Below are 26334 nucleotides of genomic sequence, written 5' to 3' on the forward strand. Positions count from 1 at the left end.
CTGAAAGTTGCCATCAAACTAACCAAACTTGCTCCTGCATCATTACTTCCCAAACCGTATAATTTACCATCCTCAATTTCAGGACTAAAAGGATCTTTGGTGTAACCCTTGTTTGGCTTTACCGTGTCGTGATGGGAGTTTAAAAGGATGGTGGGTTTGTTACTATCAAAGTATTTATTGGTAGCCCAAATATTATTTTGGTCTTGCTTCCATTCAATGTTTTCATTATTCAACCAATCGGCAATTAATGCAGCGGTTTTATCTTCCTCTTTTGATAAAGAAGGAGTGGAGATCAGCTGTTTGAGCAGATCAATAGCCTTGCTATATAATACTGAGGTTTCCATTTACAAGGTTAAGGTAGTAAAGGTTTCGTAATCCTTTTTTAGCACCTCCGGACTTCCAATAATTACTTTAGCAACATTCTTTTTCAATGCATTGAAGCAGTTGTCAAGCTTTGGAATCATTCCGGAGTGAATGGCTTCTTCGTCTTTTAACGAGTTGTAATTTGCTTCATTAAGTTCAGAAATTACAGAACTCTCATCATTTACATCGGTGAGTACTCCCTGCTTTTCAAAGCAGTAAATCAACTGAGTATTGTAAAGTGTTGACATGGCAACAGCGACTTCGGAAGCAATGGTATCAGCATTGGTATTTAAAAGGTGCTCATTACCATCATGTGTGATGGCACAAAGGACAGGTGTGATACCTTGGTCAATAAGTGATCTTAAAAAACCGGCATTTACTTTCTCAATATCACCAACCCAACCATAATCGATATTTTTTACCGGACGTTTGGAAGCCAGAATAGCATTACCATCTGCTCCCGACAGGCCTATAGTGTTATTCCCTAACTTCTGAAGTTTAGCCACTACACACTTATTGATGAGCCCTGCATACACCATGGTCACCACTTCGATATCCTGATCTGTAGTGATTCTTCGGCCCTCTACCATTTGAGGAGAAAAACCCATCTTTTGGCTTAACTCAGTGGCCTTTTTGCCACCACCATGCACCAATATTTTCGACCCCTCTAATGCAGCAAAATCCTGTAGAAAACTGTCCAGCATGGCAGGGTTGTCAATTACATTACCACCAATCTTAATAACTTTTAAATCAACTGCCATTTCTCAAGATGTTTAATAGCACGGCCTGCGCGGCATAAGTTCGGTTGTTAGCTTGCTGTAAAACAATGGATGCTTCTGAATCTAGCACTTCATCGGCCACCACCAAATTTCTTCTAACTGGAAGGCAATGCATGAATTTTCCATCATTGGTCAAGGCCATCTTTTTGTTGGTGATTTGCCATTGGTTGAGGTCAGTTCTGATTTTACCATAGTCTTCATAAGATGACCAGTTTTTGGCATATACAAAGTCAGCGTTAGCCAGTGCTTCATCCTGATCATGAATAACTTTTGTTCCATTGGTGAATTCATCGGCCAGATCGAACCCTTCGGGATTTGTGATTATAAAGTCAACATCCGCATTGCTCATCCATTGTGCAAAAGAATTGGACACTGCTTGTGGTAATGAACGCACATGTGGAGCCCAGGAGAGTACCACTTTTGGCTTTGCAATTTTCTTTTGCTCTACAATAGTAATGAGATCTGCAAATGACTGTAGAGGGTGAAGGGTAGCACTTTCTAATGAGATAACCGGTATTAAGGAATGTTCAAGAAATTTATTCAGTACCTTTTCACTGTAATCAGCTTCTTTATCAGTCAGGGAAGGAAAGGTCCGAACCCCCATAATATCACAATATTGAGAGATCACGCCAGCAGCTTCTTTAATGTGCTCCTGAGTGCCCTGGTTCATTACTGTCCCATCTTCCAACTCTATTTGCCAGCCATCACTGTTAAGGTTCATAACCATTACTTGCATGCTCAAATTTTGAGCGGCTTTTTGGGTGCTCATTCTGGTGCGCAGGCTAGGGTTGAAAAAGAGGAGGCCTAATGTTTTATTTTCTCCATAGCTCTTATAGTTATAGGGTTGTTTTTTTATCTCCTGAGCCAACTGGAGCAGTGCCTTTACATCAGGCACATCTTTTATTGAAGTAAAATTTTTCACGCGAGTTCTTTTTTTAATGCTTCTACAAATGGCTGAACCTGTTCCCATTTTATACCTAATGGTGGAAGAATTCTCAACACATTTGGGTTTGATGCATTACCTGTAAATATTTTATAGTCGTTGAGTATTTTGCTTCTAAGCTGGCTTATTGGTTCATCCAACTCAACACCAATCATTAAGCCTCGGCCTTTTATCTTTTTGATTTTTGGAAGCTGCTTTAATTCGGCAATTAATTGCTTACTTATGGTCTCTGCATTTTCCATTAGCCTTTCATTCTCAATAGTTTCTAAAACAGACAGTGCTGCTGCACAAGCCAAATGATTTCCACCAAAAGTCGTCCCAAGCATTCCACTTGAGGCCTGTATTTCCGGATTTATTAAAACTCCAGCTACCGGGAAGCCATTGCCCATGCCTTTGGCCATTGAGATTATATCTGCTTTTATACCTGCATGCTGATGTGCAAAGAATTTCCCACTTCTACCAAATCCAGATTGTATTTCATCCAAAATCAACATCACACCATGAGCTTTACACTCCTTTTCGAGGAACTGCAAATAATTATCAGTGGGCATATTTAATCCGCCTACACCCTGAATGCCTTCAATAATTACAGCACAAACATCATTGCTTTTTAGAGTATCAGATAGCTGACCTTCATCATTTAGGTCAATCAGCTCAACAGGAAAAGCACTTTCATTAATAGGTGCTTTAAGTTTCGCGTTATCAGTAACATTTAAAGCTGCTTCTGTTCGGCCATGAAAGCTATGCTTAAAAGCAACTACTTTATTTTTACCTGTATGGAATGAGGCAACTTTTAAGGCATTTTCATTGCCTTCAGCTCCGCTGTTGCATAAAAACAGATGATAATCATCATATTCTGACAACTGACCTAGCTTATTAGCCAATTGTTCTTGAATAGGCATTAAAACAGAATTGGAATAAAAGCCAATTTTATTCAATTGATCAGTTACTGATTTTACATAATGAGGGTGGCTATGGCCAATAGAAATTACTCCATGTCCACCATAAAGGTCAAGATATTCAGTGCCCTTTTCATCATATACATAAACTCCTGAAGCACGCTCCAATTGTATATTGAATCTTGGGTATACATTAAATAAATCCATTTTTAGTCTTTAGAAATTTGGGTGATTTTTTCAAAGGATGCCACCAGTCCTTTGATGAGTGAACTGCTCAAACCTTGATGTTCCATTTCATTCAATCCTTCAATAGTGCATCCTCTTGGTGTGGTCACTTTGTCTATCTCCTGCTCTGGGTGACTGCCTGAAGCTACCAGAAGGTTGGCTGCTCCCAGACAGGTTTGCACTGACATATGAAGCGCTTCTTTAGATTCAAAACCTAATTGAATAGCGCCTTGTGTGGTTGCACGAATTAATCGCATCCAGAAGGCGATACCACTTGCACAAATTACCGTTGCAGCCTGCATTTGCTCTTCAGGGATGACGATAGCGGAACCTAAGTTTTTGAAGATTTCTTTGGCAAGAGCCATTTTTTCATTGCCCTTTTTATTCGCACAAAGACAGGTCATCGACTGAGCTACTGCAATGGCTGTGTTTGGCATAGATCGAATTATATGTTTATCGTCACCAATAACATTTTCAATCTGCGAAATTTTGAACCCTGTAATTGCAGAAATGATGACATGTTGCTCGGTAATGTGACCTTTTACCTCTTCAAGAATCGCCTGAAAATGTCTCGGCTGTATTGCAAAAATGATAAGGTCAGTATTTTTAACCGCCTCAACATTATCTGTAGTTAAAGTAACCACTTTATTGCCTTTGTAATTCTCCAGATCGTCAAGAGTTCTTTTAGTAAGGTATAAGCTTGAAACATTACCTTTTTCTAAAAGTCCGTTAGCTATAGCTTTTCCAATATTGCCAGCTCCTATTATTGATATTTTCATAATTGTATTTTTAGAAATAGGAAGCTTTAAAACCCAATCCGGTTTGCTCTTCCAATCCGAACATTAAATTCATATTCTGGATCGCCTGTCCGGCAGCTCCTTTGAGTAGGTTATCAATTACCGAAGTGATTAATACTTTACCATCAATTTTCTGAACCTGAAGAAAGCAGTAGTTGGTATTTACCACCTGTTTAAGGTTAACATTGTCCTTAGTAACAATAGTAAATGGCTCGTCTTTATAAAAGTCTTCAAATAATGAGACCAGTTCTTCTCCCTCCAAACTGCAGTTGAGATACACACTTGCCAGAATGCCACGCGTAAAGTCGCCACGGAGTGGCAAGAAGTTTATAGCCTGATTAAATTCAGACTGAAGAGAAACTACACTTTCACCAATCTCATCGAGATGCTGGTGGCTGAAAGCCTTGTAAATAGACAGGTTGTTATTTCTCCAGCTAAAGTGAGAAGTTTCTGTCAGTCCCTGACCTGCACCCGTAGAACCTGTAATGGCATGCACATGTACCTCATCATTTAGAAGTTTGTGTTTGGCAAGTGGCAGCAGTGCTAATTGAATTGCCGTGGCAAAACAACCAGGGTTTGCTATAAATTGTGCTGATTGAATGTCATGTTTCTTCAATTCCACAAGCCCGTAAATAAACTTTTTACCATCAAGTATAGCATCCTTTTTAAGTCGCAGATCATTACTCAAATCAATGATTTTTGTTGTTGCTGAGAATTGATGTTCCTTTAAAAATTTAATAGAGTTGCCATGTCCCAAACAAAGGAAAACAACATCTGCACTAGCGTTCACTTTATCAGTAAATGTTAAATCTGAAGCCAGCATATCCTGATGAACCTTGCTGATTTGCTCTCCTGGTTTTGAGTGGCTGTAAACAAAGTCAATTTCCACCTCTGGGTGATGAATAAGGCATCTTAATAATTCTCCTGCAACATAACCTGTTCCTCCTACTATTCCTGCTTTAATCATGCCTTGTCGTTTACGTGTTTGTATATCTTCATTGGGTTGGCCATTATTTTAATGAACCCTTTTACATCATCACCTGACCAGTTATTATTCTTTTCACCATAGTCACCAAAGCCAGATTTCATCAAGTCATATTTTGATTCTATACCCTGAACTATAAATCGGTAGGGGTGAAGCTCAACGGTTACCGTTCCTGTTACATTGGTTTGAGTGTCTTCTAAGAATTTCTCAATGTTTCGCATTACAGGCTCAAAATATTGCGCCTCGTGTATAAACATGCCATACCAGCTGGCGAGCTGCTCTTTCCAATGTAATTGCCATTTAGAAAGTGTGTGCTTTTCGAGCAGATGGTGTGCTTTTATGATAATTGATGCAGCGGCCGCCTCAAATCCGACTCTCCCTTTTATGCCGATAATTGTATCACCAACATGGATGTCGCGGCCAATTCCGTATTTATTGGCAATCTCTTCTAATTGTTGAATGGCAGAAACAGGGTCTAATTTTTTACCATTGATGCCTTTGATCTCTCCCTTTTCAAATTGAAGGGCAATCACCTCAGAAGTAGATTTTTCAACCTGACTCGGATATGATTCTTCCGGTAAGGCCAGATGAGAAGTCAAAGTTTCTGCTCCACCAACGCTCGTTCCCCAAAGGCCTTTGTTAATGGAATACTGAGCTTTTTGCCATTCTAAGGCCAGTCCATGCTTGGCTAGATAATCAATTTCTTCTTTTCGAGATAATGACATATCACGAATAGGAGTGATGATCTCAAGCTCTGGCGCAAGCAATTGAAATACTAAATCAAAACGCACCTGATCATTTCCTGCTCCGGTACTTCCATGAGCAATGGCTGAAGCCCCTATTTTATTAGCATATTCTGCTAAAGCAATGGCCTGATAAATGCGTTCTGCGCTCACTGAAAGCGGATAGGTGTTATTTTTTAGCACATTACCATAGATCAAATATTTGATAATATTATTATAATATTCATTGGTCTTTTCAAGCGTAACATGACTTGCTACACCAAGATTAATTGCTTTTTGCTCAATGGCAGATAATTCTTCTTTTGAGAAACCACCTGTATTCACAATGGCAGAATGAACTTCTAACGCTTTTTCGTTGGCTAAATATTTAGCACAATAGGAGGTGTCTAGTCCACCGCTAAATGCTAATACTACTTTATTGTTCTTCATGGAAGTTTATGTTTTATCACTGTTTCCGAATCAACGGTTGTGTTTTTTAATGCTGGTTTAAGGAATGGAAATTTGACCATTTTTTGCTGAATGCGAACCTTACGCTCTTTCATGAACTGCGTAAAACTCTCCCAAGCCTTTTGCCTGTTTTTCTCAGCTTCTTTGGGTGTAACCTTGCTTAAGTCACAAGCCATACCAGTACATAAACACATCGAACGATTGGTCCTGGTTAGGATATCAAAGTTTACACAGCTCTGGCACCCTTTCCAGAATGACTCATCTTGAGTGAGCTCAGAGAAGGTTACTGGTTTGTAGCCCAGGTCAGAGTTGATTTTCATTACTGCTAAGCTGGTGGTGATACCGAAAAGTTTAGCTTCAGGAAACATCTTTTTGGACAATTCGAATGTTGCCAGTTTGATGGCCTTGGCCAATCCGGTTTGTCGAAAATCCGGATGTACTATAAGCCCAGAGTTGGCCACAAATTTCTTGTCCTGCCAGCTTTCGATATAGCAGAAGCCAATGACAGCATCATGATCAAGGGCTATTACGGCTTTGCCCTCAGTCATTTTTTTGCAAATATATTCAGGCTCGCGTTTCGCGATTCCTGTGCCTCTTACTCGGGCAGCTTCTTCCATCATTTGACAGATGGTATCAGCATAATGATGGTGACTTTCATCAGCCACCTTAATGATAAAATTCATTATTAAAATGGATTAGTTTCTCTTGCGAGAGTTAATTGTGACAAAATAAGATTCGGAGGTTAGCAGAGTACGTAACTCCGCCATAAATAGTATAGACCCTAGGGCCTAGAAGTAGTTACTGGCCTAAAAGTAGGCGCATAGTTAGCCATTCCACTAGCAGGGCTAGTTTGCACTAATATGATATGTGTGCTTTTGGCTTTCATTTGAATCACAAATTTATATGATTATTTTTCATTAATCATAATAAAATTTTTATCACTATTTGTTTAAGTTGATATTATAGTCTTTAAAGTATTAATTATCAATTATTTATATGTAAAAATCCCTATCACATTGATAGGGATTTTAAATCGATTTTCTTCTTGAATAGCTTTAATCTAACCCTATCATGATAAAGGCGCCCCAATATATGGGATCTTGGTACTCAACTCTTAGCTCCTTTTTAGCTTCAACAAACGAAGCTCTCTTTTTGCCAGTCTCAAGCCATTTTTTGTAAAATTTAACCATTAGTTTTTGAGTGGCTTCATCATCAACTTTAAACATACTCATGATCAAAGTTTTGGCTCCGGCCACCATAAATGCCCGTTGCAAACCATAAACGCCTTCACCCACAGCCAATTCTCCGAGACCGGTTTCACAAGCACTCAATACTACTAAGTCTGTTTGGTCAAGGTTTAGATTCATAGCTTCATAAGCTGTTAAAATACCACTTTCCATGTTGTAGTTATAGGAGGTCTTATTCAAGAGGTCTCCAGCTCCTGATAATAGCAGGCCAGTTCTTAATAATGGGTTGGCAGAAGCTTCTGACTCACTTATTGTTAATTCGTCTGAAGCTTTGAGCTCTTGTTTCGGAGAGAAGAATCCATGCGTAGCTATATGGAAGATTTTAGGGTTGTCAAGCCTTTTAATTTGTTCTTCGCTAGCGTCTTTGTGTGAGTAGCTATTGGCTATCCATCCTTTTTCCTTTAGCAATACACCAAGCTCACTGAGCTCTTTTTGTGTGCCTGGTAAAGAGTTTATCTCACCAGCGCTGGCCGTAAGGTAGAAATCAGGATTACCAAACATAGAGGCTCGCTTTTCGTCTTGAACCAGCTGCGTTTTTACCTGTCTAAAGTAAATGTCTTTGGTATTACTTACCAGTATAATATTGGAGTTGTCAATCACATATTTACCATCTTGGGTCGGCACTGCTTCCAGATTTATCTGATTATAAACACCATCAGCACTTAAATAGATAGTTGCATAGGCTCCAACTTTATCCTGAAGAGGTTTCCAATACTTCTCATAACTAAAGGCATCTGGTAATTTATAGATAATGCTGTTTCGATAGTTCTTAAAGTATTTGGTTTCTAGCTCATGACCGTCACTAATTAAGATTACTTCCGGCTCAGGAGTCTCCTTTTCATTTTTTACATATATAGCAGCATAAATGATGGAGTCTGTGAAAACATGGTCAAAATGACGGTATCTGACCATTTCGATAGCCACTTCATTTGGTTTCAGTGCCTTTTGAACATTATTCCAAACGATCTTTTTATCCTCAAAGCTTTGAGAGAAAAGCTCTGATTTTTGGCTAAGCTCTTTTTCCAGTCTTTCAACTTCTGCAGTTAATGTTGCAGGGTCAATCTGGTTTTCCTGAAGCTGCTCGATACTCATTGAAAGTACATTGGTTAGCTGCTCTTTCTTTTCTATCCAGTTGTTGTATTTATTTTTTAAATCCTCATCGTTACTATTAAGTATACGCTCTCTAATTTTAATTGAAGAGTTTAAAAGAATTGCCTTGGTTAAAAGTGCGTTATTATAAACATCGCCAATTATCTTTTTATTGGTGGACATATTGCTGAAAGCAAGCGTATTGTAGAACTCAAAGTCAGATTTAATAGTGTTCCAATATTTCGCTTTTTCACGCTCACTCAAAGCAGGGAAATATTCTTTGATAAAGTTCTGGTAGTTGGCTAATGCCTCTTCTATATTTTGAAGTGACCTTTTAGAATCACCTTCCATGTAGTAAACTTTACTTAGCTTGGAAAGTACTTTTACATATTCAGGATGATTTTCATTGAAGAATTTTTCATAAAGTCGTTTGGCCTTTTCATATTCTTCTTCAGCTTGGTCATAGCTGCGTTGTAAATAATGAATATCACCAGTAAGCGTGTAAATGGCAGCAGTGTTGATGTTATTTCTCTTACCCACTTTTGAAATCCAAATGTTCTCAGCAAGGGTCAGTGCATTAAAGGCGTCATCATACTTGCGTTGCGAGATGTAGACTTTAGCCATATCTGTCAGAATATTGGCATAGGTAGGGTTCCTGTTACCCAGCTTTGCTATTATGATATCTTTCGACTCATTAAGTATATTTTCAACTTCATCTAAGTCATCTCCTTTGTGAAATTTGATAATGGCTAACTGAGTTAGTGATTTGCCAACATCCACATGGTTTCTGCCAAACTGAGCTTCCTGAATTTCAATGGCCTTTCTTATATTATTCTCAGCTTTTTCATAGTCACCAATGCTTGTATATATTTCTGAAAGTAAAAGCAATGAAGGGGCAATCTTAGTAGAATTTTCATTATAAACTGAGGTGCTAAATCTATGAGCTTTAAGAGCTGTTTTTTCAGCATCGGGATAATCACCACTGATTAATTCTATTTTGCCTTGATTAACCAAAGGAACAATCAGCCTTCTCGATTCTGGGCCATACCTCTTACTGTATGCCTCAACAAGCCTTTCAATAAGGATTTCTGTATCGTTATATCGGCCTAGTGTAATATATAAATTAGACAGGTCTTCGGCAGCACCAAGTTCATCATAATATACCGTTGATTCGGCACGTCTTAGTAGTTTGGAGGAGGTTGTTAGTGTGCGCTCTGCATCATCAAACAACCCTTGAATAGCGAATAGTTGTGCCTGCACTTCCAAAGCTTGAACATAATCAACGACTCGGTATTCATTTCTGCGCTCATCTTCTAATATTTTTACTGCTTCAGTAATATTATTGCTGGCGTTTTCATAGTCACCAATTTTTAACTGGAGGTTAGCAATGTATGTTAATTCTACCCCATAATCAGGATCCTTATTATCATACTTGGCACGTGCAGCAAATAGTGCATCATTAAGTATGTCATTGGCTTTTTTATACTGATCTGTAATTTCATTATATGCGGCTAGGTGATTAAGTATATTGACGTAATCTTTATGCCATGGATCAATTTGCTTTTCTATTACTCCATAAAAGCTCTCTTGGTAGATGGCTTCAGCTTCTTTGATTTTATCAGTATAATCAATGTAATAGTTAGCTAACTCAATTTTTGACAGATGATATAGTGGAGACTCTTCACCATATAATGTTTTTTTAATTTCCAGTATGTCTACAAGGTTTTCTTCTGCTTGCGCATACTTCTGATTTTGAATATCTAACCGATACAGATACTCTAGCAAGGAAATGGTCTTTTTGTGGTATTTTGGTAAGCCGCTGTTTGAGGTTAAAATAGCACTTGCCTGTGCACCAACATTTTTGGTTTTATCCTTAGTAAGTTTAGAATCGAACTCAACCGTTTCCAAATTAATGTAATGAAGGCTGGTTCTTGTGAAGTTCTTTTTTATGGCTTTTTCATATAGAATTTTAGCATTTTTATATCTAGCTTTTTGGTTGTTATACAAATACTGCTTGATAAGGGTTTCATATAAATCAAATGCTAAATAGTGACTTTCTTCGTGCTGACTTCTTAGATTACTGAGTGTCTTATCAAATCTTGTTTCTCTTGGCATATTATCAACATCCAGCCCATTTTCTACTAAGAGCTTACCATGTAAAAATTGGTTTTTCACATAGTGAATGTCTCTTTTGCCCATGTTTGAGTCTATCCATGCCTCAGCTCTTAAAAAGGCACTATCAGCACTTTTGAAATTACCTTTCAGCCTAAGAGCATTTGATTTAAGTGTTAATGCATCTGCATAATCGCCCATTCTTTCTTTGACTTCTTCCTCAGGTAATCTTCTTGATTGTAGTCTGCCTTTATCATCCACAAAGCTTTCTTTGTTAACCGCTCTTGACCTTAAAAAATCAATATTCTTATTAAGAGCTTCCAAAGCTTCAATAAAGTAACCCTGGCCAATTAAAATATCTGCAGTGGTAAGATCTGTTTGAGCTTCTACCTGGTCGGTATAGGCTTCAGTAGCTTTTAATGTAGAAAGACCATCATCTAAATAAACTTTAGCCTTTACAAAATTGCCATACTGAGCCATTATTTCAGCCGCTTCAATTCTGGTAAGCGCAGTTTCTATGGATCGATCGCCATAAACGGCTTTACTTGCATTAATGGCTTCTTCAAGTTCACTTTCGAAGGTGGTAAGATAACCCAATGCCAGGTTGAATTTAGCAGACCTCAAATGATAACTGGGAATGTATTGATTGCTTACCCCTAGTTTTTTAGTTACTTTTTTCTTGAATTTAAGGAGTGTCTTTTTTGCCTTTTCATAATCACCGGTTTCATATTGCTCATCGGCTTTATTTATGTACTTATCCCATTTTTGGGCTTGAGTATTACCGACCAAGGCTAGCTGGCATAATAAAACAATAGCAAAGGCTTTGAAATGTACTGATTTCATAGTTGGGAAAGATTTTATCTTATCTTATAAAATTAAGTCAAATTGTACAATAAAGCGCTGATAATTAGACCTTTTCCTTCTAGTTCACCAATAATAGTCGATTCAAAACGTTTATTATTCAGTTTCCATCAGCTTTTTTAGAATGTCTTTGGCGGCTTCGGCTATTACTGTACCCGGGCCAAATACTCCACTTACCCCTGCTTTGTAAAGAAAATCATAATCTTTTGGAGGTATTACCCCTCCGGCTATTACCATAATATCTTCTCTGCCTAATTGCTTTAAAGCACTAATTAATTCTGGAATAAGCGTTTTATGACCCGCGGCTAAGCTGGAAGCACCAATGATATGAACATCATTTTCAGCTGCCTGCTGTGCAACTTCCTGAGGGGTTTGAAATAAGGGCCCGATATCCACGTCAAAACCAAGGTCAGCAAAACTCGTGGCTATTACTTTGGCACCACGATCATGACCATCCTGTCCCATTTTAGCAACCATAATCCTTGGTCTTCTGCCTTCCAGAGTTGCAAACTCATCTGATAAACGTTTTGCTTCTTTAAAGTTCTCGTCCATTTTCACTTCGCCAGAATAAACACCAGTTATAGATTTAATTGTAGCCTTATGACGACCATAAACTTCTTCAAGAGCGTCAGAGATCTCCCCTAACGTTGCTCTATGCCTGGCCGCTTCTATGGCTAAAGCTAATAAATTACCATCTCCTGATTTAGCGGTACTGGTTAATTTTGTCAGAGCTTCATTAACCTTATCAGTGTTGCGGGTATTTCTAATTTCCTTCAATTGAGCAATTTGACCATCACGCACTCTTGTGTTATCAACCTCAAGTGTATCAAAGTCAGGCTGCTCATCAGTTTGGAATCTGTTTACACCAACTATTATATCTCTTCCAGAATCTATCCTTGCCTGCTTTCTAGCTGCAGCCTCTTCTATCCTCATTTTTGGCAATCCACTTTCTATTGCTTTTGCCATACCGCCTAGTTCTTCAACTTCTTCAATTAATGCCCAGGCTTTGTGCACAAGCTGATCAGTAAGGTATTCGACATAATAAGAACCAGCCCATGGGTCGACAACCTTGGTAATGTTTGTTTCATTTTGAAGGTAGAGTTGCGTATTTCTCGCGATCCGGGCAGAAAATTCTGTTGGTAGCGCAATGGCCTCATCGAGCGCATTGGTGTGCAATGATTGTGTATGACCCAAAGCAGCGGCTAACGCCTCAATGCAGGTCCTGGCTACATTGTTATAAGGGTCTTGCTCAGTCAAGCTCCAGCCAGAGGTTTGGCTGTGCGTTCTTAAGGCTAAAGATTTAGAATTTTTCGGATTGAATTGACTAACAATTTTTGCCCAAAGTAAACGACCGGCTCGCATCTTGGCGATTTCCATAAAATGGTTCATGCCAATTCCCCAAAAAAATGAAAGCCGTGGAGCAAAGGAGTCTATATCCATACCAGCTTTAATCCCGGTGCGCAGATATTCAAGACCATCTGCTAAAGTATAGGCCAATTCAATATCAGCAGTTCCACCGGCCTCCTGAATATGATAACCACTAATACTTATTGAATTGAACTTAGGCATTCGCTGAGAGGTATATTCAAAAATATCAGCGATCAATTTCATTGATGGAAGGGGAGGGTAGATGTAAGTGTTTCGCACCATAAACTCCTTCAAAATATCATTTTGTATGGTGCCGCTCAATAGCTTTTCATCAACACCTTGTTCTTCAGCTGCTACTATATAAAATGCCATAATAGGGAGTACAGCTCCATTCATGGTCATAGAAACTGACATCTGATCCAATGGAATCTGATCAAAAAGCACCTTCATATCTTCTACAGAATCAATGGCCACACCCGCCTTACCAACATCACCAGTTACTCTTGGGTGGTCTGAGTCATAGCCTCTGTGTGTTGCCAGATCAAAAGCTACCGATAACCCCTTCTGTCCAGCAGCTAAGTTTTTTCTATAAAAGGCATTTGATTCCTCTGCAGTTGAGAAACCTGCATATTGTCTGATGGTCCATGGTCTACCTGCATACATGGTTGAGTATGGACCTCTTAAATAAGGAGCCAGTCCGGCTGAAAAGCCAATGTGCTCAATCTCTTTGATATCATTTATATTGAACGCAGGTTTAACGTCTATTTTTTCAGCGGTTGGCCAAGTCGTTGCGCTTTCTACTTGTTTATCCTCTGGGCTGAATTGATTGTATGCTATTTTGTCAAATTCTGGTCTCATATCCTATCCCTCCATCTTTACATTTTCCAAACTCTTTTGAAACAGCTTCCAGCTTTCTTTTGCTATCTTATCAGTTAAACTTTCCAAATAATAACTACCAGCTACTGGGTCTGCTGTTTTTGATAAATAAGATTCTTCTTTCAGAACATTTGAAACATTTCTGGCTATTCTAACCGACTGTGAATTATCTTTTAACTCGGGTTCGACCTCGAGCAAATCGCAGCCTCCTAATATGGAAGATAAAGCAGCGGTACTTCCCTTTAACATATTTGCGTGAGGCTGGTACTTTTCATCATTCCAATTGGTAGATATACATTTTATACTGATGTCCTCAGGTTGAAATTCAATGTGACCGTATGCTCGAAACATTTGAAAGATCAAATTCCTTAACGCTCTGATTTTCGCAACCTCAATAAAGAAATCATTCCCAACTTCAAGGCTTACTAAAATTGATTTTGAAATTGATGCAAGATCAAAACCATGCAAAAGCAAACTCCTAACTTGCCTGTTTATTTGAGCCAGGGTTTGGCTTATTTGCTCGCTTGGCGCAGATTCAGTCGAACTGATATTTATACATCTGAAGTTTTTCAGATTTTTGTACTTGCTCACTTCACTCAAAGTATCATTAGGTTCAATGTCTTTAATTGAAATATGGCCCTTTATGTCTACTTCTTGGAAATGTGATGATATATGATTGATTACTGTTAAGCCATCTGTATTATTGGCTTTTTCAAAAGATAGGTAGCAATATTCAGGCTTAATATCTTTCAGTAATACATTTAAATCAATGTTTTTGGCAGTTGATAAGTCAAAGATAATTCCATCAGCTCCATTATTTAGTCCTTCTATTGCGATAATATTTGCATCACTTGAATCTTGAACCAATATCCGTTGAAGGTTCACCCAAGCTCTTGGATCCCCCGATGGGTCATCATTTTTATAAAGTCTATTTCCGAAAGATTCTAAGTTGGAGATGTCCGCAAGGTCACTCTGGTCATAATAAGGTAAGATGGTAAGATTACCTTTATTCCACTGGTATTTTTCATAAACATCTTCACCTTTCAAATCGGCAGATGCCTTTTTTGCCCAGTCTTCTTTGCTAACCTTTTTAAATTGACTAAATAGTGCTTTGTTTTTGTCCATTTTCGAAAGAAAAAATTGAAGAGTAAAGTTAAGTTTTTTGAAAGCAATTTACCTCAAACGTTTGCGTTGATTGTGAAGGGTAGACAAATTGTTTTAACATTTTGAAGAATTCATATAGCTATTCCGTAAATCACAACTTTTATGAAAAATAGCGTTCATGCCTTCTTTTAACTTCATGTTTTTTTTCCCAAATTTGACTCCCCTTTTTAGTTGAATAATACATCCTTAACTTAAATTGAATAGTCTGACCAGTGTACATGGAGATTGATAGCGCGACTGTGTGGAGTGATTGCCTGAGAGTAATCAAGGAGAACGTAGCTGAACAAAGTTTTAATACTTGGTTCGAGCCTATCACACCTCTAAAATGTCAAAATGATGTTTTGACAATTCAGGTTCCAAGCCAATTCTTTTATGAATGGCTTGAGGAGCACTATGTGCATATTCTTAAAAAGGCCATAACATCAGTTATGGGCGAGAAGGCAAGGTTAGAGTACTCTGTTATTGTTGATAAAGGGAATAGCAAAACTGCTCCGCTATCAGTAAATCTGCCAAATACAGGAAACAGTAAAACGAGTAAGTTCGGTAACACAAAGGAAGAATATACGTCTCCCTTCGCGTTAAAGTCTGTAGATAACCTATATCAGCAGTCTCAGCTTAATCCTAACTATACCTTTGACACCTATATAGAAGGTGACTGTAATAGACTGGCAAGGTCAGCTGGCTATGCAGTTGCACAAAAGCCAGGAATTACCTCATTCAATCCATTGATGTTGTATGGTGGGGTTGGTCTTGGTAAAACACACCTTGTCCAGGCTATTGGTAATGAGATAAAAAATAATCTTGGTAACAGGTTTGTGCTTTATGTATCCTCTGAAAAGTTCACAAATCAGTTTATAGACGCATTAAAAAATAATAGAATTCAGGAGTTTCAGAATTTCTACATGCAGGTGGATATCCTCATTATTGATGATGTTCAATTCCTTGCCGGTAAAGAAAGAACTCAGGAAATCTTCTTCCATATTTTTAACCACCTGCATCAGGCGGGCAAACAAATCATAATGACTAGTGATTGCCCTCCAAGAGACCTCAAAGGCTTGGAGGAAAGATTACTATCAAGATTTAAATGGGGTCTGACTGCTGATCTGCAGCAGCCTGATTATGAAACAAGAGTAGCTATTATCCAGCGCAAGATGCAGGCCGATGGTATTTACATTCCTGATAATGTGGTTGAATACCTGGCATATAGTGTGGATACAAATGTTCGTGAGCTGGAAGGGGTTTTAATATCGTTAATTGCTCATGCTTCATTAAGTAGAGTTGAACTTGATCTTGAGTTAGCGAAACAAACACTTAAGAATATAGTTCATGATATTGAAACTGAGGTTGGTATAGATTATATCCAAAAAACTGTTGCAGAATACTTCAAAGTAGATATTAATCTTCTTAAAGATAAGATCAGGAAAAAAGAAATTGTTATTGCCAGACAGGTGGCCATGTATTTTGCTAAAGAGTATACTAACCATTCCTTAAAAGGCATAGGCTATCATTTCGGTGGCCGTGACCATAGTACTGTAATCCATGCTGTGCAGTCAGTTAATGATATGATGGACGTGGACGCCAACTTCAAAGTGCAGGTAGAGGAGATTAAAAAGAAGTTAAAGATGCGAGCTGTTTAACGGCTGGACCTAATATTTCAAAAGCTTTCTTTTGTTCCTTTTCATTTATTGACGCAAATCCAAGCCTAAGAGCATTGAATCTTACCGATAAATCAGGATCAATATCCATATAGAGTCCTTTACTATTGATTATTGGTTTAAGTTGTGCTAACTGCAGGCCTTTAAACTCACACCAAATAGCCATTCCGCCTTCAGGTAGCTTGTAAGAAGCATAATCAGAAACTTCAGAATCGATGAGCTTTGAAAAACTGTCTCTACGTTGGCGATAAACATTTAAAGACTTTTTTAAATGTCTGTTGAGCTCTCCGCTGGTAATTGATTCTGCAATTGCACTCTGCATAATTTGATCTCCCTGGCGGTCAATTATTCTTCTAAGCCGACTTAAATTTTTAATCACTTCCTTATTAGCAACTAAGTATCCTACCCTCACATTTGGAGCGAAGATTTTACTGAATGAACCAATGTAAATGACATTGCCTCCAGTATTCAGACTTGCCAGCGGTAAAATGGGGTTGCTGGCATAGTGGAAGTCATAGTCATAATCGTCTTCCAGTATTATAAACTTGTACTTTAATGATAGTTGAAGTAGATGAATACGCCTTTCATTCGAAAGTGTAACAGTTGTTGGAAAGTGATGATGCGGAGTAACATAAACCAGATGGACTTTTTGCTGCTTACAAATACTAGCCAAGTGATCAGTATCTATGCCTTCCTCATCAATATTAACTCTTATAATATTAGCCTGACTGTTTGAAGCAGCCCATTCGGCTGCATCATAACTTGTTGAGCCAAAAACCGCATTATTACCTGGTTTCAGCAAACCAGACATTGCTAAATATATTCCCATCTGGCTACCTCTGGTAATAAGTATATTTTCTTTTGATAAGGTCATCCCTCGGGTCTCTCTGAGGTACTTTGTAAGAGCTTGCCGCAGGTCTTCGTTTCCTTTAACTCCTCCATAGGCCAAAAGGCGCTGTCCATATTTACTTTTACTTATTGACCTACATTCTTTGAACAGCCAGTCGATTGGAGCCAATCTATAGTCTGGTGAACCTCCATCAATATTTATTGAGGCGGGGGGAATGGGTTCATAAGCTGGAATAAAATCATAGTTGTTAATTAGCCTTATGTTGAAATTGTCATAGGGAACAGCTGAGGTGGTAATATTATCAGCAATAGTTATGGGAAGCTTCATGCTTACATAAGTCCCTGAGGAAGATTTGATATCAAGCCACCCTTGAGCTTCTAACTCTTCAAAGGCCATTATTACAGTTTTTCTATTTATGTCAAGCAGACTGGCAAGTTGTCTAGTTCCAGGAATTTTCTGGCCTGGAGCTAATCTTCCAGCTGAGATTTCTTTGATAAACTGATCAGTCAATTGTAGGTATTTGGCTCTTAAAGCCAAATTGTCAATTACTAAAGTTGATTTCCATGGAAACATTACCGGACCCTATTGTTTGTTATAAATGGTACCAATAGATAGTCCGGTAAATTAATAATATTGTTTCGTATTCAAAGTCAAATAATTAAAATACTATGGGAGATTATAGAATAGATCAAAGAAATAAAGTCAAAAGAGTACCAGAACGTGGATACTATGATGAAGAAACTGTTTTTGAAATTCTTGATGCAGGAAAGATTTGTCACGCCAGTTTTGTTGTTGGTGATCAGCCATTTGTTATACCTACTATCTATGGCCGTGAGGGAAATAGTTTGTATTTACACGGTGCAACAACTAGCAGGCTAATCAAACAATTAGAAACTGGAGTTCAGATGTCTTTAGCAGTTACTCATTTGGACGGACTTGTATTAGCGAGGTCTGCCTTTCATCACTCAATGAACTACAGATCAGTTGTTGTTTTCGGTACGGCCAAATTAGTAACCGATGAAAAGAAGTTGCATGCGTTGAAGGTCATTTCAGATCAGCTGGTACCGGGACGCTGGGAGGAGTCGAGGCAGCCCAATAGTAAAGAACTCAAGGCTACTTCTGTACTTGAGATTAAGATTGATCAGGCTTCAGCTAAAATTAGAACAGGAGGCCCAAAAGATGATAAGGAAGATTATGAATTGGATATTTGGGCCGGGGTGGTGCCGATGGTAACTACTTACCAAACTGTAGTTCCTGATTCAGAACTTAGGAACGGGATCGAAACTCCATCCTCAGTTTTAAACCTTATTAATTAAGCTTATAGGCCTATAAGTGATAATACCGTTCAAATAACTTCTTTTACAGATACTTAAACTTTACTTTTGTGAGTTGATTAAAGGTAGTATCTTGTAAAAAAGGCTATTCAAACGATATAATAAAATAGATGAAAGTAAGATTTAACGGAAAAAATCAAGCAGAATTTTATCCAGAATTGAAGCAAAAGATAGAGGAGTATTTCAAGACCAATAACATTAGTAAAAACGCTAATGGCATGATGGTCTTCAAGTCTGTTTTCTTTTTAGGTTCTTTAATTGGCCTATACTTGCTAATCGTATTAGGTAACTTTTCATTACCTGTCCTTCTTTTATTGGCGATTCTTTTAGGAATGGTGCAGTCATTCATAGGTTTCAATGTAGCTCATGATGCTATTCATGGTTCTTATTCATCAAACAGCACAGTAAATAAATTAATGAGTTATTGGTTCAATATTATTGGTGCCAATGCTTTTGTTTGGAGTGTGGCTCACAATAAAGTGCATCATACTTTTACTAATATACCTGGTCACGATGAGGATCTTGATGTTGCCCCTGGACTGGTAAGAGTTTCTCCTGAGGAGCCAAGAAAACCAATTATGAAGTATCAGCAGTATTATGCCTTCTTTTTATATGGTTTAGCTTCATTATCATGGGTATTTAGAAAGGATTTTGTCAAATTCTTTCAGGATAAAATAGGTCATACTGATAATACTAAAAGACCAAAAATTGAATATTTCAACTTATTCTTTTTCAAGGCAGTTTATTACACCCTTTTCATTGTAATTCCACTATTGGTAATGGATATTACCTGGGTGCAATTTTTAATTGGATTTATCAGCATGCACTTGGCTGAAGGTTTTGTAATGGGATTAGTATTTCAATTGGCCCATGTTGTTGAAGGCATGGACTTTCCAAAACCAGATGAAGCAGGTCATATGGGTGAATCTTGGGCAATTCATCAAATGAAAACAACGGCCAACTTTTCTAGAAAAAGCCAACTAGCTACATTTCTATGTGGAGGTCTGAATTTTCAGATTGAGCATCATTTATTTCCGAACATTTGCCATGTTCATTACCCACAACTTTCCAAGATTGTTGAAGAAACAGCTAAAGAATATGGAGTGCCATATATAGAAAATAAAACCTTCATTGGAGCGCTTAAGTCTCATTATAAAACGCTTCGCTACTTTGGTAGAGTAGCTGCCTAAGATATTTACCACTACTGCAATTCCATGTTTGGAATTGTGGTAGTGTGTTTTACTTCCTTCAAAACAAAAGAACTCCTTATTTCCCCAATGTGTGGGATAGATGCGATTTTCTCGGAGTAAAATTCATGATAGGAGTCAAGGTCTTTGGCAATGACCTTTAGTAAAAAGTCCTTATCACCACCCAAGAGGTAACATTCTAACACCTCATCTATTTTCATGACTGCATCATAAAATTCTTGAGTCTGCTCAAATTTACTTACGTTCAGTGATCCTGATAGAAATACTATTATTGAAGGTGTAAATTTCTTTCTATCAACCAAAGCAACATATTTATCAATCACACCGGTTCGCTCCAGCCGTTTGATACGTTCATAAATAGGTGTTTTGGTAAGGTTAAGCCGCTGTGCGATATCATTTACATTGAGCTTGGCATCGGCTTGTAAAAGCTTTAAAATTTGATGGTCTACAATATCAAGGTTTGACATGGGAATTATTCCTGTTTTGTGAGCCTCTATTGTTCTAATTTAGGAAAATAGTCTAAATAAACAGTTTGTTTAGGAATTATTACTGTTTTAAACTCATATTGAAGATTTCACCTTTGATTTTACTAATTTTGTGTTCCGATTTTGTAATTGAAAATTAAAGCATCATGATAGACGAAAAATTAAAGTACAAGGTAAAAGACATTTCCTTAGCTGCCTGGGGTAGAAAGGAAATTGAATTAGCAGAAGCTGAAATGCCAGGTTTGATGGCTCTAAGAGCTGAATATGGCGCACAGAAACCATTAAAAGGAGCGAGAATAGCTGGTTGTCTTCACATGACAATCCAAACAGCTGTTTTAATAGAAACATTGGTTGAATTAGGTGCTGATGTTACCTGGTCATCTTGTAATATTTTCTCTACGCAGGATCATGCTGCTGCTGCCATTGCTGCTGCTGGTATTCCTGTTTACGCATGGAAAGGTTTAAACGAGCAGGAATTTGACTGGTGTATTGAGCAGACTTTAATTTTTCCTGACGGTCAACCATTAAACATGATCTTAGATGATGGTGGTGATTTGACCAATATGGTATTTGATAAATACCCTGAATTTGTTGCTGGTATTAAAGGACTTTCTGAAGAAACAACTACAGGCGTTCATAGATTGGTAGAAAGAGAGAAGAATGGCACCTTAGTGATGCCAGCCATTAACGTAAATGATTCTGTTACGAAGTCTAAATTTGATAATAAATATGGCTGTAAGGAATCATTAGTTGATGCAATTAGAAGAGCTACTGACGTAATGATGGCCGGAAAGGTGGCTGTAGTTGGTGGTTATGGTGATGTAGGTAAGGGATCTGCAGCTTCTTTGAGAGGTGCAGGAGCAAGAGTAATTGTTACTGAAATTGATCCAATATGTGCGTTGCAGGCTGCAATGGATGGTTTTGAAGTTAAGAAGATGAAAGATGCGGTTAAAGAAGGTGATATTATTGTTACCACTACTGGAAACAAAAGCATTATCTTAGGTGAGCATTTCGAATCAATGAAGGACAAGGCTATTGTTTGTAACATTGGCCATTTTGACAATGAAATTGATGTTGCTTGGTTGAACACCAATGCAACTAAAGATGAAATTAAACCGCAGGTAGATAAGTACACTTTGGCAAATGGTAATGATATTATATTATTGGCTGAAGGTAGATTAGTAAATCTAGGTTGTGCTACTGGTCACCCTTCATTCGTAATGTCTAACTCATTCACTAACCAAACACTGGCTCAAATTGAACTTTGGACTAACAGTGATGCATACGAAAACAAAGTATACACATTGCCTAAGCATTTAGATGAGAAAGTGGCTCGTCTGCACTTAGCTAAGATTGGTGTGGAACTGGATGTGTTAACTCCAGAACAAGCTGCTTATATAGGGGTAACGGTAGAAGGCCCATACAAGCCAGAAGCTTACAGATATTAATAAATAGAATATTTATTTTGAAAAGGGGCCGTTATTCAACGGCCTTTTTTTGTGCCTTGTCTTTTCGTAATTGCACTAGTAAAGTTGAAACTTCAATTTTGTTTAAGAGTTATATTAATGGTCGTTCATTAATGATAATAACGATCTAATATTGAAGCGATGAATATTCAAAGATTGATAGGAGTTATAGGTTTGATTTTATGCACTTACACATCGTGGTCTCAAAGTGCATATGAAGTCAAAAGAGGTGATTATTACCTTGAGCAATCACTGACTGTCATGCCTAATCAAGCCTATGTTTTGGATGTGAATTTTGAATTTACAGCATTTTCACTAAGCTTTTCTAATGACACATTTCCTGTCGGAACTTCAATTCAAGTAGATTCCGAAGAGTACATCCTTTCAAAAGATGAACACGCTCCAGAAGCTAGAAATCAGGCTAATTTAGTTTCCTTAAACTCACCTGCAAAGAGATTGGTTCTTAATTCTGGTCCATATCAGGGAGAGGTCATCATCTACTTATTGAATAGTTATAGACATTTTAAAACAGATGTGAGAAGTAGGCTTGATATGGACGGTGATGAACCTTGTGCTGAACCTGAGTCTGTAGATCAATCAGAATGGCGATCGGGTCTGCAGGCTCCAAACTTTAGTAGGTCATTTAGTGATGTTGAGCATGTTATCATTCACCACTCGGCAGGTTCAAATACAAGTACTAATTACATTCAGGTTGTTCGTGATATTTACCTGTACCATACAGAAGTTAACGGATGGTCAGATATAGGGTATAATTATCTGATTGATAAAGAAGGAACAATTTATAAAGGGAGAGACCCTGATGATGGAGATCAGGACAATGTGATAGGTGCACACTTTTGTGGAAAGAATAGCGGTACAATGGGGATTTGTCTGCTGGGAAATTTTGAAGAAGGTAATATTACTCCCAGTGAAGAAGCTATTGAATCTCTTATTAAGCTGACGTCCTGGAAACTGATAAAGGAGTCTCTTGATCCATTTTCATCTTCAATTCATAGAGGAGAGCAGTTAAACACACTTGCTGGACATAGAGATGGATGTAGCACACTATGTCCGGGCACCAATACCTACGTACAGCTAGAGTCTTTTAAAGAAATGATTGGAGAAACAATTTTTGATTGTGAAAATATTGAAGAGGAGTCAGTGGTACTCACATCTAATGTATATCCAAACCCGGCAAGATTAGGTGAGCTTGTAACAGTTGAACTTAATGAAGACCAGACTTTAAAATCTATCGCGATTATAGACCCTAATGGCAAGCATATTCAAACAAAGAGCATTAGGGGCTCAAATAATTTGACTTATCTGTTAACATTCTTGTACCCACCAGGTACTTACTTCCTCGCAATCACCACAGAAACAGATCAGATTAAATATTCTAAACTTATTTTATATTAGACATCTTAATGATGCGTCATTTGTCTGTTTTTAAAATATGGCCTCAATACAGTTTTGTCTAGTAGCATTAGGGCTATAAACAGCATTCCATAGAGAAGTACCTTACTAATTAATAGCATATTAAAAGGCTGGTCTACTTTGATGTCAGTAGGTGTGTCAATAATTGGTAGTTCGGGAATATATTGGTCAATAAAATCTAAATTGATATTGAGGGTAATATCTGTTAAGAAGTAGGAGCAGGCCATTACGCTTATCAATGTGAGTATCCAAATGGCAATACCACCTTTGTGATAAGGATTCTTTAAAGCAGTAACCCTATCCATCACCATAGCGGTAAAGTTTCTTGACGGACTGCTCTTTATTTCATTTTTTAAAAGGCCTTCTGATTTAGAGAACATCTTTACACGCTCATTGAGGTCAGCATCATTCTCTAATATATTTTCTATCTTTTTCTTTTCTGAAGATGATGAATTGCCATCAATGAAGTCTAATAATTCTTCATCTGAAATATTCATATTTTCCATAATTATAAATTTAAGGCTTCTTCTTTTAATATGTCATTTAACACAATAGCCATTCTTTTTCTTGCTCTGTGGAGTCTTACTTTTAAAGTGGACAAACTCATGCCTGTCACCTCACAGATTTCTTCTAATGACTGTTCTTTTAAATAAAACAAAGTTAAAGCCACATTGTCTTGCTCGTTTAGTTGATCCAGAGCCTGAAGTATGAATTTTTTCTTCTCGGCCTGTTCAAGTTCATTCTTAGTAGAGTCAATGAGTTCAATTGGAGAATCATCAAAAGAGGTGCTGCTGTATTTCTTTTTTTTCTTATTAGCAGTTAAGGCCGTATTAAAAGTTATCCTGTAAAGCCAGGTGCTAAATTTAGATTCTCTGTTAAACTTCTTGAGGTTCTTATAAGCTTTTATAAAGGCTTCCTGAGCTATATCTTCAGCCTCCTTTTCATCTTTCATGACATTAAAAGCTAAAGTAAAGCTGTGATCCTTATATCTATCAACTAAAATACTAAAGGAGTCAGAGTTGCCCCCAAGTACTTTATCGATAACCTCGTCATCTGTCAGTTGATTCACGGTCATTGGACTACCTTCTCGAGTATTAAGTTACAGCTTTATCAAAATAAAAATAAAATTTAAATTGGGGTGTAACCTAGTTTAAAAGATTGGTGTCAAATGCCCAAAAATTAAAAACTCAAATTATAAGATTATGGAACCAGGAGTAATAGCAGTATTTATCCCAATAATAGCAATAACAGCGATTGCCTATGGGGTAGTGCAATGGAGAAGATATGAGAACGATGAAAGAAAAGCCATGATAGAAAAAGGCATGGATCCGGGCTCAACTAAAAGAATGGCAAATACATCATGGGCGCTTAGGTTTGGACTTCTTTTTATAGGTGCTGGACTTGGCCTTCTTTGTGGGTACATGCTAGATAGCTTGTTTAGAATGGAAGAAGTAGCCTACTTCTCAATGATCTTTATCTTCGGAGGTTTGGGATTAGGTATTTCCTATATCATTGAAGAAAAGAAGAATGATTCATTATAGAATTTCAAACTAAATATTATTAAAAGAAGCTGAGGCCAATGGTTTCAGCTTTTTTATTGGATGATAAATGGAACTATCCAATAGCTTAAGAATGCAATTACTATAACCGCAATAAGGTTTAGCCAGACACCGGCTTTCATCATGTCCTTCATGGTTATATGTCCACTTGAGAAAACAATAGCATTTGGTGGAGTTGAGATTGGCATCATAAAGGCGCAGCTGGAGGATAAAGTTGCTGGTATAATCAATAGTAGTGGATTTAAATTAATGCCATTTGCCACCCCTATGATTACAGGAATTAGAATGGTTACTAAAGCCACGTTGCTCATTACTTCTGTCATTAATAAGACTATTAGTGTGATAACTAATATAAAAACAAGCGGTTGAACTTCTGTTATTGAAGATACAAACTCGCCAATCATCTCAATAATGCCAACTTCTGCCAGGGCATTGGCTAGTGCCATTCCGCCTCCAAATAGTAGCAATATACCCCAAGGAAGCTTTGAAGTATCTTCCCAACGCATCAAAAAGTTTTGATCTTTCAGGTTTACAGGCATTGAAAACATTAACACTCCACCAATCATAGCCGTTACATGATCTGTAAGCAGTGGTTTTCCAATAAGATCATTGATTTGAGGTTTTAAAATCCAACCAAGGGCTGTAATTAAAAACACTGTAATGACCAATTTCTCTTCTTTTGATATTTTACCCAGTTTTTTCAACTCGGCACCAATAAGTTCTGATGAGCCTTCTACATGTTTGATGTTATTAGCAAACAGGACTCGAGTCAAAAGGAAATAGGTAATGGTCAATAACAGCAGCCCTGATGGTATTCCTATCATTAACCATTCTGCAAACCCCATTTGAAAATCAAGTAACTGATTAAGGTACCCTGCCATTACCACATTCGGAGGTGTTCCGATTAATGTAATTGTGCCACCTATATTGGCTGAATAAGCAATACTCAACATTAAGGCAAGTGCAAAATTCTTATTAAGCCCTTGCTTTGAGGACAACAAGGCTACTACAGAGCTTGCAATAGGAAGCATCATTACGGCTGTTGCCGTGTTGCTAATCCACATGCTTAATAAGGCGGAGGCAATCATGAAACCTAGAATAATGCCGTTACCAGAAGAACCAGTAATTTTTAATAAACTTAATGCCAACCTTAAGTGAAGGCCATGCTTTTCCAGACCTAATGCAATAAGAAAACCGCCCATAAACAGAAATATAATCGGACTTGCATAAGGAGCTGTGGCCTGAGAAACTGTGAAAATGCCAGTAAGTGGTAAAATTATAATTGGTAAAAGTGCAGCTACAGGTATTGGAACTGCTTCCGTAACCCACCATGCAATCATCCAGATGGCTAATCCAATAACATCATAAATGGGTTCATTAAAACCAGAGGCTTGTAATAATATAAATAACGAGGGGCCAAGTATGAATCCAATTATCCTGTGCAT

22 protein-coding genes are annotated in these 26334 nt (G+C 37.7%); 6 read left to right on the plus strand and 16 right to left on the minus strand.

What is annotated here, in order from left to right; genetic code table 11:
• From E1140_RS19425 to E1140_RS19475, 11 genes are all read right to left on the minus strand, one after another.
• The coding region (locus E1140_RS19425) for a M20/M25/M40 family metallo-hydrolase (RefSeq protein ID WP_155188228.1) at positions 1-344 on the minus strand (344 nt) is incomplete at its 3' end.
• Positions 345-1124, minus strand: coding sequence for an acetylglutamate kinase (argB, locus tag E1140_RS19430; protein ID WP_155188114.1), 780 nt, complete (start codon positions 1122-1124; stop codon positions 345-347).
• Positions 1114-2064: an N-acetylornithine carbamoyltransferase gene (locus tag E1140_RS19435; RefSeq protein ID WP_185153687.1), complete on the minus strand. Its 951-nt coding sequence runs from the start codon at positions 2062-2064 to the stop codon at positions 1114-1116. Before E1140_RS19435 ends, argB begins: the two co-directional genes overlap by 11 nt.
• Positions 2061-3191: an aspartate aminotransferase family protein gene (locus E1140_RS19440; RefSeq protein WP_155188119.1), complete on the minus strand. Its 1131-nt coding sequence runs from the start codon at positions 3189-3191 to the stop codon at positions 2061-2063. The genes E1140_RS19435 and E1140_RS19440 overlap by 4 nt, the downstream gene beginning before the upstream one ends.
• A 2-nt stretch (positions 3192-3193) precedes the next feature.
• Positions 3194-3988 carry a pyrroline-5-carboxylate reductase gene (proC, locus tag E1140_RS19445; RefSeq protein WP_155188122.1) on the minus strand — a complete coding sequence of 265 codons (795 nt, stop codon included), beginning with the start codon at positions 3986-3988 and terminating at the stop codon, positions 3194-3196.
• Positions 3989-3998: 10 nt separating this feature from the next.
• Complete coding sequence (gene argC, locus E1140_RS19450) at positions 3999-4973, minus strand: N-acetyl-gamma-glutamyl-phosphate reductase (RefSeq protein ID WP_155188125.1); 975 nt, start codon at positions 4971-4973, stop codon at positions 3999-4001.
• Entirely contained in the window at positions 4970-6163 is a 1194-nt protein-coding gene (argG, locus tag E1140_RS19455; RefSeq protein ID WP_155188128.1) for an argininosuccinate synthase, read from the minus strand. Before argG ends, argC begins: the two co-directional genes overlap by 4 nt.
• Positions 6160-6864 carry a GNAT family N-acetyltransferase gene (locus E1140_RS19460; RefSeq protein ID WP_155188131.1) on the minus strand — a complete coding sequence of 235 codons (705 nt, stop codon included), beginning with the start codon at positions 6862-6864 and terminating at the stop codon, positions 6160-6162. Before E1140_RS19460 ends, argG begins: the two co-directional genes overlap by 4 nt.
• 372 nt (positions 6865-7236) lie before the next feature.
• Positions 7237-11472 (minus strand): CHAT domain-containing protein, encoded by a 4236-nt coding sequence (locus E1140_RS19465; protein WP_155188134.1) that lies wholly within the window; start codon positions 11470-11472, stop codon positions 7237-7239.
• Positions 11473-11586: 114 nt separating this feature from the next.
• Complete coding sequence (gene scpA, locus E1140_RS19470) at positions 11587-13716, minus strand: methylmalonyl-CoA mutase (RefSeq protein WP_155188137.1); 2130 nt, start codon at positions 13714-13716, stop codon at positions 11587-11589.
• Between the two features lie 3 nt (positions 13717-13719).
• Positions 13720-14859 carry a methylmalonyl-CoA mutase family protein gene (locus E1140_RS19475; protein WP_155188140.1) on the minus strand — a complete coding sequence of 380 codons (1140 nt, stop codon included), beginning with the start codon at positions 14857-14859 and terminating at the stop codon, positions 13720-13722.
• A gap of 257 nt (positions 14860-15116) precedes the next feature.
• Here E1140_RS19475 and dnaA point away from each other — a divergent pair, with 257 nt between their 5' ends.
• A complete protein-coding gene (gene dnaA, locus E1140_RS19480; protein ID WP_155188143.1) occupies positions 15117-16535 on the plus strand; it encodes a chromosomal replication initiator protein DnaA in 1419 nt (472 codons plus the stop codon).
• Here the strand turns inward: dnaA and E1140_RS19485 are convergent.
• Positions 16504-17976 (minus strand): aminotransferase-like domain-containing protein, encoded by a 1473-nt coding sequence (locus E1140_RS19485; RefSeq protein ID WP_155188146.1) that lies wholly within the window; start codon positions 17974-17976, stop codon positions 16504-16506. The two genes, dnaA and E1140_RS19485, sit on opposite strands and share 32 nt — an antisense overlap.
• A gap of 95 nt (positions 17977-18071) precedes the next feature.
• On the opposite strand from E1140_RS19485, the gene E1140_RS19490 reads away from it, so the two are divergent.
• Positions 18072-18719 (plus strand): pyridoxamine 5'-phosphate oxidase family protein, encoded by a 648-nt coding sequence (locus E1140_RS19490; protein WP_155188149.1) that lies wholly within the window; start codon positions 18072-18074, stop codon positions 18717-18719.
• A gap of 128 nt (positions 18720-18847) precedes the next feature.
• Positions 18848-19927, plus strand: coding sequence for a fatty acid desaturase family protein (locus tag E1140_RS19495; protein ID WP_155188151.1), 1080 nt, complete (start codon positions 18848-18850; stop codon positions 19925-19927).
• 11 nt (positions 19928-19938) lie between these two features.
• Here E1140_RS19495 and E1140_RS19500 read toward each other — a convergent pair whose 3' ends face one another.
• Positions 19939-20412, minus strand: a complete 474-nt coding sequence (locus E1140_RS19500) for an Lrp/AsnC family transcriptional regulator (protein ID WP_155188153.1) — start codon at positions 20410-20412, stop codon at positions 19939-19941.
• A 164-nt stretch (positions 20413-20576) separates the two neighbouring features.
• Between E1140_RS19500 and ahcY the strand changes: the two genes are divergently transcribed.
• Together ahcY and E1140_RS19510 are read left to right on the plus strand one after the other, a co-directional pair.
• Complete coding sequence (ahcY, locus tag E1140_RS19505; protein ID WP_155188155.1) at positions 20577-21878, plus strand: adenosylhomocysteinase; 1302 nt, start codon at positions 20577-20579, stop codon at positions 21876-21878.
• Between the two features lie 159 nt (positions 21879-22037).
• Positions 22038-23312 carry an N-acetylmuramoyl-L-alanine amidase gene (locus E1140_RS19510; protein ID WP_155188157.1) on the plus strand — a complete coding sequence of 425 codons (1275 nt, stop codon included), beginning with the start codon at positions 22038-22040 and terminating at the stop codon, positions 23310-23312.
• Between the two features lie 5 nt (positions 23313-23317).
• Here the strand turns inward: E1140_RS19510 and E1140_RS19515 are convergent, their stop codons facing one another.
• Both E1140_RS19515 and E1140_RS19520 read right to left on the minus strand, forming a co-directional pair.
• A complete protein-coding gene (locus E1140_RS19515; RefSeq protein ID WP_155188159.1) occupies positions 23318-23836 on the minus strand; it encodes a hypothetical protein in 519 nt (172 codons plus the stop codon).
• A 2-nt stretch (positions 23837-23838) separates the two neighbouring features.
• Positions 23839-24405, minus strand: a complete 567-nt coding sequence (locus E1140_RS19520; protein WP_155188161.1) for an RNA polymerase sigma factor — start codon at positions 24403-24405, stop codon at positions 23839-23841.
• A 127-nt stretch (positions 24406-24532) separates the two neighbouring features.
• On the opposite strand from E1140_RS19520, the gene E1140_RS19525 reads away from it, so the two are divergent.
• Entirely contained in the window at positions 24533-24871 is a 339-nt protein-coding gene (locus E1140_RS19525; RefSeq protein WP_155188163.1) for a DUF6249 domain-containing protein, read from the plus strand.
• Positions 24872-24924: 53 nt separating this feature from the next.
• On the opposite strand, the gene E1140_RS19530 is transcribed toward E1140_RS19525, so the two are convergent.
• Entirely contained in the window at positions 24925-26334 is a 1410-nt protein-coding gene (locus E1140_RS19530; RefSeq protein ID WP_155188165.1) for an SLC13 family permease, read from the minus strand.

Source organism: Fulvivirga lutimaris (assembly GCF_009711525.1).
Lineage (GTDB): Bacteria > Bacteroidota > Bacteroidia > Cytophagales > Cyclobacteriaceae > Fulvivirga > Fulvivirga lutimaris.